This is a genomic window from Corynebacterium sp. c25Ua_89, assembly GCF_047459735.1.
GTDB classification, from domain to species: domain Bacteria; phylum Actinomycetota; class Actinomycetes; order Mycobacteriales; family Mycobacteriaceae; genus Corynebacterium; species Corynebacterium simulans.
Genome location: NZ_JASBOD010000002.1, coordinates 122,998 through 140,390, shown reverse-complemented (window position 1 = coordinate 140,390; position 17,393 = coordinate 122,998). Strand labels below are relative to the sequence as shown.

Sequence of the window (17,393 nt, the reverse complement as noted above, 5' to 3'; positions counted from 1 at the left end):
TGCTTTAGTGGTTCTCGTCCACGGCAGCATCAATGTCTTCAAGTCGCGCAAGCCACATTGACATGTGTCCGTTTGCAATGGCGTGGAACATTGCGTTGGGGAAATACACCGGCGGCTTGTCGTAGGTTAGACAGATAGCCGCAATAATCTCCGCGGCGCTGGCAGCTGCAATTCCCTCAGCTGTCTCAAGCTCTGAAAGCGGTTTCGTTCCCAGTACAGTGGCAGGTTCATCTGGACGGAACTTCTCCAACGCTTCAGCAAATTGATTCTCGAATTGCTGCGTGTCTTCTGGAGTGATGTTCTGGGAACCAAAATCGTCCGCCATGCTCTTGAACACGGTGAGTGCAGAGTATTTCGATTCGGCTTCTTCCTCGTTGCGTTGTGATTCGCCTGCTGTCTTCCTCAGCGTGAGGATGACCTCGTTGGTATCTAGTTGAAGATGATCGAAGAGTCTACGGAGGAAGGAAATTTTCTGATCGGTCGATGTAGACAGGACGACGCCCAGACCTGCATCAACTTCACGCACTCGGCTCGAGTACGCGTAGCCGGACTTAGTAAGCACGAGAGTTCCTGATGCTTGTTCGACGAAGTTTATCAGTTCCGTGCGGTAGCGTTCGGCCATCAACTTAAGCAGCATGTGGACGAACTCGGCCCAGGTTTTGACAGGGATCTTGATGCCTTCCCATTCGAAGGCGCTGATCGAGCGCCCAGTGAAGTTCGCATCGTCGCCCATCGGCTCAGTAGGGAGCACTTCGCGCTTGGGGATAAAGTCGGAATTGGGGAGGTACCAGTAGTTGAGAGCGCGGCGCAAAAGTGCGTCGGTACGCTGCTCCATAGCTGCCCGGTCCCATTTGTCCTTCGTCTTTACATCGTCATTGAGGCGATAACCGGTTTCTCGGAAGCCTTTCTCACGGTCACGCTTGGTAATGAAATTGGAGTTGGAGTACGCGGAGTTGTAACCAGTGACAGTGAGGTTTCCAATGCGGTTTACCCACGTTTGATGGATCTCCTGAAAGTCCTCTCCGAGTTCTTCTTTCCACTGCGCATTGAGCGTCTGCGGCATAATGTGCTCGACACTGATATTGCCGTTCTCGAGCGCGGTTGCGATGTCCTTCGTATCGTTGGAATCCCCGTTTTCGAGAACATCGAAAAGATAAGCGCGCACATTTTTGTGAATGTTGTACATATTACGGGTGCGGAACTCAGCGCTAAATTCTTCGTCGCTGGGAATGCGTCCGGACGATCCGTCGCGGCGTCGGAGCAGATAGGTGAGCACGTCGTACGCCGTATCTTTCTCTCCACGAATCTTCCGCATGTCGTTGTACATGGTCTCGTAGACCTTGTTGAGCGAGTTCGTCGGAACAGAAGCGACCGTACGGCGGAAGATATGGATCTCCAGTAGTCGAATGATGCGCGAAAATTCGTTTCTTGAAAGCTTGCCAAGCTTGACGTCGCGATACAACGGCAAGAGAAGCGGAAGCAGAACATCGCCGCGGATGAAATTAAATCGTTCGAGCTGTGCGTCCAGCGCGGCATTCTTCGTGTCGGATCCACAGATCTCGCGCATGAACTGGGAATACTCGTACATGTCGGCGAGTACCGTCTGGACATCGGAACTTTGCTTTTTGAAGTATGCCTTGAACTCGTCATAGACCTCGTTGCGCTTGGGAGTCCGCGACAATTTGATTGTTAGGTACCAGCGGATGAACCAGTCCGTGAGGTACCAAATATTCTTTTCCATCGGATTCCAGTAGTTCTCGTACAGCGTCGTCTGTAACTGGTGCTCGCAGCCCATGAGTATGAGATTGCGAATCTTGTCGCCTTCGCTCAACGCAAGGCCTGTCGAGTTGAGCGATTCGAAGATGCGTTGTGGATCATCGTGCGACTCTAGATCGAGAATCATGAGGTCAAGTCGCTCGATGGCGTTCCACAGTTGATCGCCGGTGAGCTTGGTCTTGTTCATTCGCTCGAGGAAGTACCGGTAATTTGCCGTGAGGTTGCTGTCCTCGATGAACATCGACTCATCGCCGAACAAACGCTTGTAAGCGGTCGCGTCGTTCTTTACAGGTTTGAGCTTGAATTTTGGTTCGTTGGTCGAGCTGTTTTTCGTGAGATAGCTAGTACGCAACCGCCGTGCGAGTTCGGGGTCTTTGGAGGTTACGACACCGGTATCCAACAGGTGAGTGAGCGCGAGGATATAGAGACTCAGCGTGGTGAGGCGCTGTTGGCCATCAATAACGACCCACTTGAACGATGTCTCGGGGTTGCCAACGATCGAGCCGAAGAAGTGACGTTCTCTGTTCTCCGTAATCAGAGTTTCCAGGTCGTCGAATAGTCGCTCACATTGCTTCTTTGACCAGTCGTAATTGCGTTGATAAACAGGGATAATGAGTTCTTTCTCGACGCTGTCGAAAATGGTATATGCCTGTTTGACTTCGCCCTTCATGCGGCTGCGGCTCCCCTCGCTAATGGTGCACGTGAATCAATCCTTTCAACGATATAGGGCGCAACGCCTGCCTGCAGCCGAAAGGCTGATTAGGAACTGAAGAGAGAACTCTGCATAAAAATTAACGAAAGGTGTGCGCGTGAAAGACTCCAAAGGGGTCGAAAATTATGGTGATCTGTTTTCTGGGGCTTGCTTAGTTTCGCGAACCGCGTAGCGACTGAACTGCCTTCTTGCGTACTGCATCCGTTGGAGGCCGGACTTCATTGGGCTGTAAGAATCGTGGCCCTATGCTGTGTGCTCTCCAACCATCAAGGCCGAGAGCGTCGTTCCCTTTGTTATCGAGAAGGTCTGGGCAACGCTCAAGTGTGAGGAAAACGGCGTTTTCGATCGGTGCAGTCGGCCGCAGCGCGACGTAGGAATCTCCAAGATCAGGCACCAGTTTGATGGCAACAATCTCGGGCGAGATGATAATCGGGTGAGTACCGAATGCGCGGTTCGTTAACAATGACTGAGCTGATTCGAAGTCATCAAGCCACGCAGTTGCGGTGCCGGGGACAACGGCTTGGGCGAGTAGTTCACGGTCAAATTTTTTGGACTTAATGCCCTCTATTACCTCGAATAGGAAATTAACGGCGTTGAAAATAGCCCGATTTCCCGCTGCTTCGATAGCCTCCCATCCGCTCTCACTATCACCTCTGAGAAGTTCGGATCCCCAAGCCTTCCTATTCTCTAGGAGAGTGGCTGCCATTTTGCCATCGACGCTGGTAACCCAAAGTGCGCTGACTGCGGCTTTGCGGACATCTTTGTCGCCGCTAACAAGGAGGTCTCCGTTACCGTCTTCGTAGAGAGCGAAAAGGAAGTTGTCATCGGGGTCATCGCAGATTCGCGGTAGTTTTTGCTCCTCGCGGTCCGGAACCTCTGTCCCGACAAGGACGATGGCATCGATGAGGGATAGGCCTTCTTCTACAGTGAAGTGCTTCCGAAATTTTGCTCTAGAAATAACGTCTTCAATCTCCTGGAGAAGGCGTTCGCAGTAGAGCAGCTCAAATTTTCCTGCAAAACATGCTTCAATCAGCGCGCGCACGGAGCCGCGAGGTGACAGCAAAGACGATATAAAGAGGTTAGTATCAACAACCAGACGCAACTTTCTGTGTGCTGCTATCTGTTGAAGCTCTTCGGTCACTTACCTGCTCCCAAGGCGGTACGGGTCCTCTTTTCCATTCGCATAGTGGCGATTTCTTCATGAGCAAACGCTTCCGCAGCACCGGGATCAAGGGGCTCAGATTGAGCATCGATTGTGCGGAGAAGCTGACGGTAGGCTGCTGTAGCAAGTTCGTTGTCGCTAAGTACTTCGACAGAGGCGGCAGACTTTTGAGCGCTTTCAAGAAGACGCTTACGTGCTGCGTCTTTGCGATTCATGGCTCTGTCCACCTTTCCTTATCGGCGAAAGTCTGAGGCAAAAGTTGGAACTTATATTACCTGACATTACGACATACAGCTAGCCTCGGCCTGTCACCTGCATGTGCGAGACATACTCTGTCTCGCCGAGCAGAATTGGTGGCCTTGAAATGATTCTTTCAGAGACTAAAAGGAGGAAGCGCCCGCGCTGTACTGAGGCGTAGGCTCGACCCCGGTTTAATCGATGGCACGTCCCCCAGAGCTACTTATTTTCGCCAACCTCCCTGATTCCTTCCACGATTCGTACAGTCTCCACCGCCACGCGCGTGACCTTCGCGATGAGGTCCACGATGTACCGCGGATTTCCCACCTCGTCAGCCCAGTCGTTGGGGTCGTTGACGATTCCCGATGCCTTGTCCTTCTTCACTTGGTACCGGTCAATAATCCACGCCAGCGCAGACCGCGAGCCGAGCATGTACTCGTCCGCTTCGGCCGGGATGTCGCGCACGGTCACGGACTTGTTGTAGACCAACGTCGTTACATCGTTGACGTTCTTACCCGTCTCCGAGTCCTTCCTCTTCGCCCACTTCATCTTCTGCACGCGCCACGTCTCGCGGTCGGACTCGTCTGCCGATGCCTTCACCTCCACCGTGACCGGCCACGGCTCCACGTCCTCGTAGTTCACATGCAGATCCATGAGCTCCCGGCCGGCGGCAGCCAGCTGTTCGAACCGCGCCCGCGACGTCGGCGTTTCGATATGCGGCAGCATCTTCTTCAGGTCCGCGGCGTACTTCTCCCGGTACCCCGGGTCATGCAGCTGCCCGTAGACGAAGTAGAAGATGTCGTCTTTTGTCACATCCGAGCCCAGCGCCTCACGGTAAATCCCAAGTATCTCGTCCGTGACGTTGTCCACACGCCGGTACCCGTCGAGGATTTCTCCTTCCATACCAGGCTCCCAGCCTTCCGATGCCCCCAACCCAAAGTCCAGCTCGCCCTCCGGCGCCTTGATGGGTTCCCAGGTCCAGCGGGGGAAGAATTGGCCGGAATGCAGGGAATGCATGTTAGGCAACAGTTTGGACCCCAGCAAAGTGTATTGGTACATAGCCGCTGGACCAGTCATCATGATCCCGAGATTCTCGTGGATTGCAGTAGGGAAAATCCTTGGCAGTTGGTAAACCATATCGTTGACCGGTGGATCAAAATACACAAATTGTTGGTTTTCTGGTCGATACAGAGATTGAACGATGCGTTCCTTGTCGAAAGAGATAGATTTTTCCGCCGCAAGCTGTTGCTTAAGGCTGCGGTTCCAAGAAATTCGAGAGAGATCTGTATATTGAGGATTCTCGGACAAGAATTGGTTTACGTCGAGCTCTTTGGGCTTTGAAACATTGTTAGTTTGCACCCATTCAGAGAATGAATTTCGTGCGGCCGCGTAAGTATCGATCAGTACCTTCATTTTTGTTGCTACTGATGCGCGCGAAGGTCCGTAGCACCACGAATCACGGGCAGTCTTTAAACCTGCAGAGAAATTTTTGAAGATTGCTGGAATGTCATCCGACTTCTTGTCGCCAAGGACAGGCCACGTCTCGAAGTCCTCATCGCGCTGATTGAGCCAGTCCCCGTAAATATTGGGCTCAATGATTTGCCAATCGACATTATCGAGCGTGGAGCGATCAACAATCGCAAGTTTTTCGTCGGCACTGAGGTAGTCGCCAATATCGCGGTAGTGGATACACACATCGTCGGGGATTTCACGTTTAACGGCGATAATGATGGCAACGGTATTACGGCTGCCGGAACCGAATACCTTGCCGCCTTCTTTGCGGGACTGTTCGCCGACTGTACGTTGGTTACCACGAAGGTTGTACACGTAAATGTCGCTGAGTTCGTCGTCTAGTGAAAGGCGCACCCCATCGGCGGTGTTTCCGTCTATCCAGCCGCCGTTGGACACGAACGCCATGACGCCGTGTGTACCGAGTCGGTCGATTGACCAGCGGAAGGCGCGGAGGTAGGAATCGTACAGTGAGTTCTTGTTTGTAGCGGACGAGTTGGCAGCGAAGGTTTCCTCGATGCGCTTGTCGAGCGTCGGGTACTTGAGGTTTTGGTTGTTATCGTTCGCGCTCGTCTGGCCCACGGAGTAGGGCGGGTTGCCGATGATGATATTGATAGGAGCGTCGATCTGCCGTTGGATGGCGGCGTTGTTTTCCTTGAAGACCTTAAGGTCGAGGATGTCGCCTTCTTCGTGGATCTGGAAGGTATCGGCAAGTGCGATGCCGTCGAAGGGGACGTACTCGGGCTCGGGTTCGCCATTGCGTTGGGCGCGTTCGCCCTGGAGTGCGTTGTAGGTGGTCTCGATGTTGACCGCGGCGACGTAGTAGGCGAGCAGCATGATCTCAGTGGCGTGGAGCTCGGTCGCGTACTTGCGGGCGAGGTCCTCCGGCTCGATGAGGCCGGACTGGAGGAGTCTGACCATGAACGTGCCGGTGCCGGTGAAGGGGTCGAGAATGTGGACGCCTTCGTCGGTAAGGCCCTTGCCGAAGTGCCAGCGGGAGATTTGGTCCGCGGAGCGCAGGATGAAGTCGACGATTTCGACCGGGGTGTAGACGATGCCGAGGGCCTCGGACTGCTTCTTGAAGGCCTTACGGAAGAATCGTTCGTAGAGGTCTTTGATCACTTGCTGCTTGCCGGAAGCGGAGGAGACCTCGGAGGCGCGCACGCGCACGGACTCGTAGAACTTGGTGAGGGATTCGGTTTCAGACTCGAGCTTGGCGTCGGACAATGCGTCGACCATGCGCTGCATGACGCGGGCGACGGGGTTGTGCGCGGCAAAGTCGTGCTCGGTGAACAGCGCGTTGAAGACTGGGGCGGTGATCAGGTGCTGCGAGAGCATGCTGATGGCTTCGTCCTCGGTAATCGAGTCGTTGAGGTTCCCGCGCAGCCCCTCGATGAAGACCTCGAATTCCTTGCGGATCGTGTCGTCCGCAGCATTGATGAGTGCCTTGATGCGAGCGATTTGTGCTTCGGCGATCGTGGCGACATCGTCAGCCCAGTCTTCCCAATAAGTACGCGTACCGACCTTGTCGACCAGCTTGACGTACATGGCTTCCTGCCAGGCCTCGAGGGAGAACAGCGTCATTTGCTCCGCGGTGAGTTCCTGCTCGCTGGAAGCTTCGGACTGGCCGGTTGGGGAGGTATCGGAAGCATTGAGCCTATTCTTGGCCGTGGCCCGATCGTCGTCGTCTGGCTTCGGGTTCGACACGGGCTGAACATCGATGGGCAGCTCGACCTTCTCGTTGAGCGCAATCGAGTTGACCTTCGCGTTGAAGCGGTCATCGTGGGCGCGCAGAGCGTTGAGGATCTGCCAGACCACGCGGAAGCGCGTGTTGTCATTGAGCGCCTGGGACGGGGAGACTCCCGGCGGGATGGCGACGGGCAGGATGATATAGCCGTAGTCCTTGCCCTCGGCTTTGCGCATGACGCGGCCGACGGACTGGACGACGTCGACCATGGAATTGCGCGGGTGGAAAAAGATGACGCTATCGAGGGCGGGGACGTCCACGCCTTCGGAGAGACAGCGGGCGTTGGTAAGGATGCGGGTTTCGTCTTCGGGGATGGAGGACTCAAGCCACGAGATCTTATTGCCGCGCTCGAGGGCGTTCATGGTGCCATCGACGTGCTCGACGGCGACCTGAAGATCGATGTTGAGCAGGCTGACGTCGTTGGTGGCGGCGTGGTCCTTGAGCTGCTCCTGGTACTGGCGGATGAGCGTGGGGAAGGTCTCTTGGATGGTCTTCGAGGCCTTGATGTCCTTGGCGAAGGCAACGGTGCGGCGCATGGGTTGGGCGTTCGCTTCAAAGCCGGACTTGGTGTCTTGCTCGGCACCCGAACGCTTCGCGAGTCCGTTCCACGCGCCGATCATGGCAGAGGCAGTGGTGAGGTTGATTTCGTTGGTGGGGTTGGTAGCGAGGACGTCGGCGGCGATGTCTTCCTCGACGGTCATGACGAGAACCTTGTAGTCGGTGAGTAGACCCTTGTCCACGGCCTCGCCGAAGCCGAGGCGGTAGAACTCGGGGCCGTAGATGGCCTCGTCATCCATGGAGGCAAGCTCCGCGGAATGCTCAGCGGCCTTGCCCTTTATATTGTCATCGAACAGGCGGGGAGTCGCGGTCATGTAGAGACGCTTGCTAGCCTTGATGTATTTTTCGTCGTGAATCTTCACGAAGTTGGAGGCATCCTCCCCGGCGAGGGTGACGCCGGTGGTGCGGTGAGCTTCATCGCAGATGACGAGATCGAAGTCGTCCATGCCGAGTTCCTGGGCCTCGTGAATGGCCTCAATGGACTGGTACGTGGAGAAGATGACGTTGATACCGGCACGACGCTTGCCCTGCGCGGTGCGCTCGGCAATGTTCTTGCCGTTGGTAGAGACCGGAACCTCCAAGTCATAGGAGGCAATGTCTTCAGCCTTCTTGGAGACCTTCGTATCCGAACAGACTGCGTAGGACTTCAGCGGCAGGTGCTCCTGGTTCTGTGCGGTCCATTCTTTTAACGTCTGCGAGAGCAAGGAGATGGAGGGAACGAGGAAGAGGACGCGGGCCTTGTTGCCGTTGAGCTCCGCGAAGCGCTCCGCCAGACGCAGGGCGGTAAACGTCTTTCCCGTACCGCACGCCATGATGAGCTTTCCACGGTCGTGTGTTTCAAAGCCTGCGATAGCCTTCGAGATCGCTTCTTGCTGGTGCGGGCGCGGGGAGAAAACCTCGCGCCGGGTGAGGTTAATTTCGATCTCAGAACCCGGGAAGGTCACATCCCAGTCGATAGGGGATTCTGCAATCGCTGCCGTGCCGATACGGTTGGTTGGGATGAGCTGGTGCTCCAGCATCTCCTCAGCATTCTTTGACCATCGCTCCGACGTGGAGATGATGATCCGCTGTGCGAAGGATTCTGTGCCCTTGTCTGTAGTAAACGAGTGTCCGGATGCCTCAAAGAAGGAATCAAGGTGACGCTTCTGGATATAGGTATCCGGCTTGTAGAACTTGCACTGGATGGCAACCCACGCGTCGTCATCGGCGCGCCGGGCAACGAGGTCGATGCCGGTGTCTTGCTTACCGCCGTTGAACTCCCAATCGCTCCAACGGCTGACTTCCGAGAACTGCTCCTGGAGGACGGGATCGGTTCGGAAGTAGTTGACCATTAACTTTTCGAACTTAATGCCGTACGAGCCTTGAGGCTGATTTTCACGGAGCTGGGCTAGGACTTCACCGAAAGCAGACATGGTGTCCATTATGGACTACACATGAGTTCTCCACTTCCAAATGGTGGCGATGTTGTGCAGCCGGGGTGGATGACTTGAGCCATTAGTAGAGCCCTGCATTCCTCATCATGCTCTGTCGTGTTTGAGAGATGAGGTAGCCGCTCAAGGGGCGGCCGGAGTGGATGGCGGCATCGTAAAGATAGTTGTGGAGGGTATCGGCACGCGAGCGGGGGCTGGTGCGTAAATCGAAGTCACGTTGGATCTGGGCGACTACGAATGGCACGGCGTTGATCTCGGAGACCGCGATTAGAAGTGCGGCGACGCTGCGCTCCACTGTGGCGTTGGTCGAGCTAAATTGCTTCGGCTTGTCGTGGGCTAGGGCGCTCAGGAGCCGGCGAGTGGATGTTAGCAGTTCCGGATCGATCTCTGGGTGATCGTTAAACCACTCGGTGATAAGTGCGTCCCATTGCTTTACACCAGCGATAACGTCTGGGGCTAGGGCGCTGAGTTTGGTGTCCTCGGAGGGGAGAGGGGAATCGTCGAGCTGTGCGTCGAAGCGGGAGGTCTCGGGGTCGGGCATGCCAGGGCCGAGGCCGATGGCATCTGGGCCGTAGCCATAGGAACCGAAGTCGGATTGTGCTTGGAGTTCCCTGCGGAAGCGCTTTCCTTCTTCCTTTAGTGCTGAGTCGAGCTGCCTTTGGATGTGGGCGGGGCGTCCTGCGACTTCGCCGGTCCAGGTGACGAACTTGGTGAGGACGCGTGGGAAGCACCGGAGGAACGAGTCACGGGCTATGACTTTGCGGGCTACGAGGGTCAGAGCTATTTCCACACGTAGTGGGGACCAGTGGTAGAGGTCGGCCATGGTGTAATTGGCTGTGATGCTGAGTAGCGTCTCGGTAGCATCGGCCTCCTCCTTCTTAAGCGGAACGGCATCCAGGAAGGCGGCCAATGTTTCTTCAGTTTCGGAATTATCGCCTTCTTCAAGACGAATACGGCGGCCGATGATACCGGGACTGGAGACAGTAGCAGGGACATTATCTAGTAGCGAGAGCACCCAGCGCAGCAGCGGACGGGTGGTAGGCCAGCTTTCACCAGGGCCGTCGTCGACTGTGATCTCATCTAGCCAGATGGCGTTGCTGAGGAAATCGGCCAGGCCCTCCTGGCTCGTAGGGCCGAAGCTCTCCATGGACTCATCCTTGGACATGATCTCCATAACCTGCTGTGCATTGGCCTCGGTGAGGAAACAGTCATAAATCGAGCCATTGCCGCCTGCTAGGTCAATGGAGACATTCACCGTCAGGGGCGCAGAGTGCGGGACGGATAGCTCGAGAGTGTAGTAATGGACATCCCCGTAGTACTGCGTAGCCTCGATGACGTTGACTACGCTGGCTTGCTCAAGGTGAGCAAGCCAGGTCGGTTCCTGCGGTAAGTCATCGCGCCGGGCGAGCTCAGCGCGATGGAGCTTTACGCGCTCTTTATCTTCATCCAGCAGGGCGGCGGCCCAGAGTACCGCGGTCGTCTCTGGGGCGGGGTTATCCCACATGGCTTCAAAGAACTCGGCAGGCTTTTGCGAGAAATCGTCATCCAGGGACAGGATCGCAGAGACCCACTGAAGCAGATCGATGGGGCTTGAACTGTCCAGGAAGGCCGCAAGGGCGGGCGTGAAGGCATTCATGACACCAGAGTCTATCCATGCATCCGCGGCAGCGGGGCTGTGTACTCTCGAGTGTTATGTCGAAATTCGACGTAGTGAGCTGGGAATATTTTTTGATTTGTAGACGGGTATTTTCGGCGTCTCCATTTTCTTAAGTTTGCGTTCATCTATGCGGATCCGCGTGTAGGCTCGGCACTGTTATAACCAGTGAAATTGGGTTAATTCGACATCCCAAGGAGATACGTGATGAAAAAGCTCATCAACTCACCGGAGAACGTAGTGGCGGAGTCTGTGGAGGGCTTCGCGCTGGCACACGGCGACATCGTCAAGCGCTTTACTGAGCCGCTGTTTGTGGCGCGTGCGCAGAAGAAGGAACAGGGCAAGGTTGCGATTGTCTCTGGTGGTGGCTCGGGACATGAGCCGCTCCACGCAGGCTTCGTGGGCCACGGCATGTTGGATGCCGCGGTGCCAGGCGCGATGTTTACGTCGCCGACGCCGGATGCGATCCAGGCGGCGACCGACGAGGTCCATGCGGGTGCGGGTGTGCTTTACATCGTGAAGAACTACACCGGCGATGTCCTCAATTTCGATACCGCGGCTGAGTTGGCGGAGTTCGATGACATTGAGGTCAGCCAGGTAATCGTGGATGATGACGTGGCGGTGGAGGATTCCACCTACACTGCAGGCCGTCGCGGTGTGGCGGGCACGCTGCTCGTGGAGAAGCTGGCAGGTGCAGCCGCTGAGCGCGGTGATGATCTAGCTGCTGTCACGGCAGTGGCGAAGAAGGTCGTGGAGAACACCGCGACCATGGGCGCAGCACTGAGCGCTTGCACCGTGCCGCACGTGGGCAAGCCTTCCTTTGACCTCGCAGATGATGAGGTGGAGCTCGGCGTCGGTATCCACGGCGAGCCGGGCCGCAAGGAGATCCCGTTGGTCTCCGCGGACGATGTCACTGATCATCTCATGGAGCCGATTCTTGCCGACCTGAAGTTGGCAGAAGGCGAGCGAACCATCGTCGTCGTCAATGGCATGGGTGCCACCCCGGCATCGGAGCTCTACGTGGTCTACCGCCGAGTAGCTCAGCGCCTAGAAGAAGCGGGCGTGACCATTGAACGCTCCCTCGTAGGTAACTTCGTCACCAGCCTCGACATGGCGGGCTGCTCTGTCACGGTCATGCGCGCCGACGATGAAGACATCGAGCTGTTCGACGCACCATGCCATACCGCCGCACTACGCCAAGGAGAATAAAGTGACTTCTGTTGAAACTTTGAACACCGAATGGGCCCTGGCTTGGATGAAAGGTTGTGCCGAACAAGCCCACGAGCACCGGGAGGAGCTTATTGAGCTCGACCGCGTCATCGGCGATAGTGACCATGGTGAAAACGTGGACCGTGGTTTCCGTGCGGTCGTGGAAAAGCTCGAAGCAGATGCCTCGGAAAGCATCGTGGATGTGCTGAAGCTGACGGCCAAGACCTTGATGTCCACCGTCGGCGGCGCATCTGGTCCGCTTTTGGGAACTGCATTCCTGCGCGCTGCTAAGTCAGTCGGCGGTGAAGCGCTTGATGGCGCTGGCGCGGCCGCGTTCATTGAGGCGGCACTCGAGGGCATCACCACCCGTGGTAAGGCCGCCGAAGGGGAGAAGACCATGGTTGATGCGTGGGCGCCGGCGGCGCGTGCTGCCCGCGAGCAGGCTGATGCCGGGGCGGGAGTTGCCGACGTTCTGCGCGCGGCAGCCGATGCCGCAGCCGAAGGCGCCGAGGCAACCATTCCACTCGTTGCCACCAAGGGCCGTGCTTCCTACTTGGGTGAGCGCTCTGTTGGCCATAAGGATCCAGGTGCTGCTTCGACCGCGCTGTTTATTGCTGCAGCTGCTGACGCTGCTTCTGCTGTAAAGGAGGGTTAGGGCATGGCAGAACCGAAAGTGGGCCTAGTCCTAGTTTCGCACTCAGCCAAGCTGGCCGAAGGCCTTGCTGATCTGGCTGGGCAGATGGCCGCTGACGTGCGTATCGCAGCCGCGGGTGGTCTGGAGTCCGGTGAAATCGGAACCTCGTATGACCTCATCGAGTCGGCTATTAATGACCTGCTCGGGGAAGGCCTCGCAGTTGTCGTTCTCACCGACTTGGGCTCGGCAACAATGACCGTTGAGTCGGTGCTGGAGTTCCTTGACGATGAGCCGGTGAAGTTCGTGGACGCACCGCTCGTGGAGGCCGCTATTGCTGCGGCTACTGCTGCGCAGCAAGGTGACGACCTTGACGAAGTTGCTACTGCTGCGGCTCGCGCCATCGAGGTGTTCGTGCCAAAGCAAGCGAAAGAAAACTCTGGTGACGCTGCAGCCGATTCTTATGAGCGCAGTGCGACAGTAGCAGATGCTTCTGGTTTGCACGCGCGACCGGCTGCCAAGATTGCTGAGATGGCTGCCGAAGCAGAAGAAGACCTCCTCATCGCTTTTGACGGTGAGAAGGCTGATGCCGATTCCGCCATGATGCTGATGTCCTTGGGCGCCGCGCAAGGCGACACCGTGACGATCATTGGCGATTCAGTGGATAAGCCGATTGTCGACAAAATCGCTGATGCCATCGCGGAAGGACTCGACGGCTAGGTCGACAGCACCTGGTAGATGAGCTTGGCTACGCGGTCGGGCACCATGTTGCGGGCTACGCGGGCTGCTTTGTCTTGGGCGCCGACGCCCCAGTGGAGGCGGCCTTTGTCCCAGCGGTTCTTGGGGTTGGCGGCGCGCCAGATGGCTTGCGCGACGTCGTCTGGCGTGAGGTTTACGCCGAGGCGTGCGACGGTTTTGGACTTGACGTCGGAGATGGGCGTCTTTGCCCACAGCGGATTGATGTCGAGGACGCGGATCTTGTCGTGGCGCCACTCGAGGTCGAGGGTTTCAGTCATGGACTGGACGTAGGCCTTGGTGGCGGCGTAGACGCCGACGTCGGGGATGCCGTAGCAGCCGGCGATGGAGGCGATGTTGATTAGCTGCGAGCCGGGAGTCTTCTTCAGATAGGGGTAAGCAGCGCGTGCGCCGAGGGTGACGCCTAGTGCGTTGACGTCGATGACGGCGCGGATGCGCGCGGGGTCGCTTTCCGCGATGGTGGCGGAGTCGATGATGCCGGCGTTGTTGTCGAGGATGTCGAGCCTGCCGCCGGTGAGTTTGGTGAACTCGGATAGGGCAGCGTCCCAGGACTCTGGTTTGGTGACATCGAGCTCGTAGAAGGTGATGCCGTCGCTGAGGATGGAATCGTCAGCTGCTGGGCGGAGATCGCCCAATCCGACGATGTAGCCTTCATTGCTGAAAATACGGGCTACGGCGAGACCGAAGCCGCCGCAGCCGCCGGAGATAAAAATCGACTTCATCCTGCAATGCTAACTGTTTCCTAGGTCACAGGAAAGAGTTTTATAGGCCGATGTCTTTGTTTTCTTTTGTGGCTTTGGCTCGCTAGAAGGCGAATACGCGCATCATGATTGTGATGGCCACCAGCATGATGATGGCGGTGGGGTTTCCGTCGAAGTTCTCAACGAGAACTGGCCAGCCGATGGCAGCGGTCATGATGGGGAACGCGGCGAAGGCGTTGCCCATGACCACGGTGAACAGCGCGTTGCTCGAGCAGTACGCGATGACGCTCCAGAGCAGGGCTTCCTGCACAATCGGCTTCGGGGCTTGTAGGGGCTAGGCCGCTGCGGCCTCCCGGGCTGTGGGGATGTCTCTGTAGAGCTCTCCGCTGCGCATCATTGCGAACAGGACGTTGAGGCGTCGGCGTCGCTGGCCAGGAATTCGCTGACGTCCATGCCAATGACGAAGTCATAGGCCATGAGTCTGTGCTTCCTAGCGATGAGTAGGGAGTTGAATAGATGAGCTTCATCGCTGGGGTGGTCGGACATACTTGCGCTGGCATCCACATTACTGTGAAACCTCATGCCACCCGGGCCGGGCCAGGTTCCTATTGAGCTGTTTGAGTATGTCATTGTCTTCGGCGGCATCACCCCCGGATCATTTTCAGAGACAGGGACAGGAATAAGCCATACCGAAGCCAGCGACTAGTTCCACTTTCCTTTCAGACGGCGGGAACGGACATAAACATAGCCCGCCCATTCGGATGGACGGGCTTTGAATCTTCGGTGCCCTGGGTGGAACTGCTAACAACGTAATGGGACATTCACGTCCCCCTAGTGCGTTGAGTTCCTAACCGATGCGCTTCACCGCATCGACGACCATGGTCCAGAACTTATCGAAGTCCAGTTCCACCGCCACCTGGGTGGTGCAGTCCTCCGGGGCGGGGGCGCGGAAATCGGCGACGGTCATGCCGGTGGTCAGCGCGCCGGACAGTTCCACATCCAGTGGTGCCTTGCGGGTGGTGAACACGGTGGGGTCGATGAGGTAGGCCACGGCGCAGGGGTCGTGGACGGGTGGGTTGTCGAATCCCTGGGCGTCCTGGTAGTTCTTGCGGAAGGCGTCGAAAAGTGCGACGACGAAGTCGCCCGTCGCGGTGCCCAGTGCGGCGAGTTTTTCCTCCACCTCCGGGGTGGCCAGCGCCTGGTGGGTGAGATCCAGACCGACCATGGTCAGGGGCCAGGACTCGTTGAAGACGATGTGGGCGGCCTCCGGGTCGATCTTGATGTTGAATTCCGCGACGGCGGTCCAGTTGCCGACGTGGTAGCCGCCACCCATAAGGACGACCTCCTTGACGCGTTCGGCGATGCGGGGTTCCTTGCGCACCGCCAGCGCGATGTTGGTCAGCGGGCCGGTGGGAACCAGGGCGACGGTGCCCGGTTCGTTGTTCATCACCGTGTCGATGATGAAGTCCACCGCGTGGGTGTCCTCAACGCCCACGGTCGGCTCGGGGAGGTCATAGTTGTTGATCTCCATGCCGGTGTCGCCGTGGATGTCCTCGGCGACCTCGATGGGGCGGACCAGCGGGCGGGTCACGCCCGGGTAGATCGGGGTGTCCATGCCGGCGATGGTGGCCACGACACGGGCGTTGTGGGTGACCTTGGCCAGGGTCTGGTTGCCGCCGACGGTGGTGATGCCGAGCAGCTCGATGTCCGGGTTGCCGTGGGCGAGCAGCATGGCGACGGCGTCATCGTGTCCGGGATCGCAGTCAAGGATGATCTTGGTGGTCATGGTGAAACTCCTAATTCTCAAAGTGCGGGGTTAGTTGCCCACGGGGGCGGTATCGGTGGTGTCGGTGGCATTGGCAGCCAGGTTTCTGGCCGCCACGGTATCGGTGATGGATTCCGGGCGTGGGATGAGCAGGGAGCACAGGAACGCCAGCGCCAGGATGATCACACCGGCCCACATACCGGCGGCGTACCCACCGTTGCTGTCCCCGAAGCTGGTGGCCACTGCGAAGAGGATGGCAAAGGAGATACCCGCACCGAGGTTGAAGGCGCCGGCGTTCATACCCGGCAGGTACCCCTGGTTGTCAGCGGGGGAGAGTACCACACCGAGTCCGTTGAGCATGATGTTGGCGATACCGGCGTAGGTGATACCCACGAAGGTGGAGATCCCCAGGTACGCCAGGTTGGAGGTGCTGCCCACGAGGAAGGTGGCACCGGCGACACCGATGATGGTGGCGGCGATACCGATCTGCAGGACGATCTTGTAGCCGAATTTGCCGGCGAGAATACCGGCGACGGGCCCGAAGACCAGGCCGGCCAGGGCATACGGGGTCAGGGTCCACCAGGAGACCACACCGGCGGACATGCCCGCACCATGGGTGGCGTCCTGCGCGAGGTTGGGCAGCAGACCGTTCATGATGGCGAACACACCGGTCATGGTCAACAGGGTGGTCAGCAGCAGCGCCCAGGTGCGGCGCTGGCCGAGGTACTCGATGCTGACCAGGGGGTTCTTCACACGCTTTTCAATGATGTAGAAGGCGACGATGCCGATGATGCCGATGGCGAACAGGGCGATGACGAGGAACCAGTTGGCGTCGGCAAGCTTGCCGGCCTCGTTGAAGGCGGTCAGCAGGGCACCGATGGACACGGCGAGCGGCAGCACACCGAGCCAGTCCATCTTCGGGGTGGTCTCGGCGGTGGAATCCTTCACACTGAAGGACAGGGCCAGGGCGGCCGCCACGCAGAACACGGCCATGACCCAGAAGATGGACCGGAAGCCGAAGTGTTCCGCCAGCCAGCCACCGGCGATCGCGTCGACGCCACCGATACCACCGTTGATGGAGGTGATTACACCCAGCAGTAGTGCGTACTGCTTCTCATTGGGCACATGCTGGCGCAGGATGATTAGACACAGTGGCACGGTGGGGCCGGCCACACCCTGGATCAGACGTCCCAGGAACAACACGGTGACGTTGGGGGCGAGTGCCGCGACGAAACAGCCGGTGCCGGTGACGATCATCATGCCGATCAGCACCTTGCGGCGGCCGATGAGGTCACCCCAGCGCGGCAGGAAGAGGGAGAACAGGGCGGCCGCGGTGAAGAACGCGGTTTGGGTCATACCGATCTGGGCGGGGGTCGCATTCAGTTCGACCTCCATGGTGGCCAGGGCCGGAGCGAGCATGGAGGCATTGAGCTGGAAAGCGAACACCGCCACCAGCAGGGCGATCATCAGCGGGATGATCGCAGCGGCCGGGGCTTTCTTCGGTTCGATGGTGGTTGACATGGTTACTCTCGTTTCGGTGGGGGAG

The 17,393-nt window shown here is 57.8% G+C and carries 13 protein-coding genes; 3 read left to right on the top strand and 10 right to left on the bottom strand.

Annotation, left to right across the window (positions count from 1 at the left end; all coding sequences use genetic code 11):
* Nucleotides 1–4: 4 nt before the first annotated feature.
* The 5 genes from QKB66_RS03460 to QKB66_RS03440 all read right to left on the bottom strand — a co-directional run bounded on the left by QKB66_RS03460 (nt 5) and on the right by QKB66_RS03440 (nt 10,767).
* A complete protein-coding gene (locus tag QKB66_RS03460; RefSeq protein WP_414252689.1) occupies nt 5–2,446 on the bottom strand; it encodes a DUF262 domain-containing protein in 2,442 nt (813 codons plus the stop codon).
* A gap of 193 nt (nt 2,447–2,639) precedes the next feature.
* A complete protein-coding gene (locus tag QKB66_RS03455; RefSeq protein ID WP_414252688.1) occupies nt 2,640–3,629 on the bottom strand; it encodes a putative toxin-antitoxin system toxin component, PIN family in 990 nt (329 codons plus the stop codon).
* The gene (locus QKB66_RS03450; protein ID WP_070433139.1) at nt 3,626–3,865 is read right to left on the bottom strand and encodes a hypothetical protein; all 240 of its coding nucleotides are present in this window, start codon (nt 3,863–3,865) and stop codon (nt 3,626–3,628) included. Before QKB66_RS03450 ends, QKB66_RS03455 begins: the two co-directional genes overlap by 4 nt.
* A 241-nt stretch (nt 3,866–4,106) precedes the next feature.
* Entirely contained in the window at nt 4,107–9,113 is a 5,007-nt protein-coding gene (locus QKB66_RS03445) for a DEAD/DEAH box helicase (protein ID WP_414252687.1), read from the bottom strand.
* 82 nt (nt 9,114–9,195) lie between these two features.
* On the bottom strand, nt 9,196–10,767 hold the full coding sequence (locus tag QKB66_RS03440; protein ID WP_062038726.1) for a hypothetical protein: 1,572 nt from the start codon (nt 10,765–10,767) through the stop codon (nt 9,196–9,198).
* Between the two features lie 225 nt (nt 10,768–10,992).
* Between QKB66_RS03440 and dhaK the strand changes: the two genes are divergently transcribed.
* The 3 genes from dhaK to dhaM are packed head-to-tail and all read left to right on the top strand — an operon-like array spanning nt 10,993 to nt 13,345.
* Nucleotides 10,993–11,994 carry a dihydroxyacetone kinase subunit DhaK gene (gene dhaK / locus QKB66_RS03435; protein ID WP_061922926.1) on the top strand — a complete coding sequence of 334 codons (1,002 nt, stop codon included), beginning with the start codon at nt 10,993–10,995 and terminating at the stop codon, nt 11,992–11,994.
* Between the two features lie 46 nt (nt 11,995–12,040).
* A complete protein-coding gene (dhaL, locus tag QKB66_RS03430) occupies nt 12,041–12,649 on the top strand; it encodes a dihydroxyacetone kinase subunit DhaL (RefSeq protein ID WP_414252856.1) in 609 nt (202 codons plus the stop codon).
* Nucleotides 12,650–12,652: 3 nt separating this feature from the next.
* Nucleotides 12,653–13,345 (top strand): dihydroxyacetone kinase phosphoryl donor subunit DhaM, encoded by a 693-nt coding sequence (gene dhaM / locus QKB66_RS03425; RefSeq protein ID WP_414252686.1) that lies wholly within the window; start codon nt 12,653–12,655, stop codon nt 13,343–13,345.
* Here the strand turns inward: dhaM and QKB66_RS03420 are convergent.
* From QKB66_RS03420 to QKB66_RS03400, 5 genes are all read right to left on the bottom strand, one after another.
* The gene (locus QKB66_RS03420) at nt 13,342–14,103 is read right to left on the bottom strand and encodes an SDR family oxidoreductase (protein ID WP_414252685.1); all 762 of its coding nucleotides are present in this window, start codon (nt 14,101–14,103) and stop codon (nt 13,342–13,344) included. The two genes, dhaM and QKB66_RS03420, sit on opposite strands and share 4 nt — an antisense overlap.
* An 82-nt stretch (nt 14,104–14,185) precedes the next feature.
* Nucleotides 14,186–14,392, bottom strand: coding sequence for a 5-oxoproline transporter, DUF979 family subunit (locus QKB66_RS03415; RefSeq protein ID WP_070456512.1), 207 nt, complete (start codon nt 14,390–14,392; stop codon nt 14,186–14,188).
* An 83-nt stretch (nt 14,393–14,475) separates the two neighbouring features.
* Nucleotides 14,476–14,646 (bottom strand): hypothetical protein, encoded by a 171-nt coding sequence (locus QKB66_RS03410; RefSeq protein WP_158510278.1) that lies wholly within the window; start codon nt 14,644–14,646, stop codon nt 14,476–14,478.
* A gap of 283 nt (nt 14,647–14,929) precedes the next feature.
* A complete protein-coding gene (locus QKB66_RS03405; RefSeq protein WP_061922910.1) occupies nt 14,930–15,868 on the bottom strand; it encodes a nucleoside hydrolase in 939 nt (312 codons plus the stop codon).
* 30 nt (nt 15,869–15,898) lie between these two features.
* The gene (locus QKB66_RS03400) at nt 15,899–17,368 is read right to left on the bottom strand and encodes an MFS transporter (protein WP_414252684.1); all 1,470 of its coding nucleotides are present in this window, start codon (nt 17,366–17,368) and stop codon (nt 15,899–15,901) included.
* Nucleotides 17,369–17,393 lie beyond the last annotated feature (25 nt).

Excerpts from the sequence above, each read along its gene's own strand:
- QKB66_RS03460 (WP_414252689.1), bottom strand. The coding sequence starts at position 2,446 with ATGAAGGGCGAAGTCAAACAGGCATATACCATTTTCGACAGCGTCGAG.
- QKB66_RS03450 (WP_070433139.1), bottom strand. The coding sequence starts at position 3,865 with ATGAATCGCAAAGACGCAGCACGTAAGCGTCTTCTTGAAAGCGCTCAA.
- QKB66_RS03445 (WP_414252687.1), bottom strand. The coding sequence starts at position 9,113 with ATGTCTGCTTTCGGTGAAGTCCTAGCCCAGCTCCGTGAAAATCAGCCT.
- QKB66_RS03440 (WP_062038726.1), bottom strand. The coding sequence starts at position 10,767 with ATGAATGCCTTCACGCCCGCCCTTGCGGCCTTCCTGGACAGTTCAAGC.
- dhaK (WP_061922926.1), top strand. The coding sequence starts at position 10,993 with ATGAAAAAGCTCATCAACTCACCGGAGAACGTAGTGGCGGAGTCTGTG.
- dhaL (WP_414252856.1), top strand. The coding sequence starts at position 12,041 with ATGAAAGGTTGTGCCGAACAAGCCCACGAGCACCGGGAGGAGCTTATT.
- dhaM (WP_414252686.1), top strand. The coding sequence starts at position 12,653 with ATGGCAGAACCGAAAGTGGGCCTAGTCCTAGTTTCGCACTCAGCCAAG.
- QKB66_RS03420 (WP_414252685.1), bottom strand. The coding sequence starts at position 14,103 with ATGAAGTCGATTTTTATCTCCGGCGGCTGCGGCGGCTTCGGTCTCGCC.
- QKB66_RS03405 (WP_061922910.1), bottom strand. The coding sequence starts at position 15,868 with ATGACCACCAAGATCATCCTTGACTGCGATCCCGGACACGATGACGCC.
- QKB66_RS03400 (WP_414252684.1), bottom strand. The coding sequence starts at position 17,368 with ATGTCAACCACCATCGAACCGAAGAAAGCCCCGGCCGCTGCGATCATC.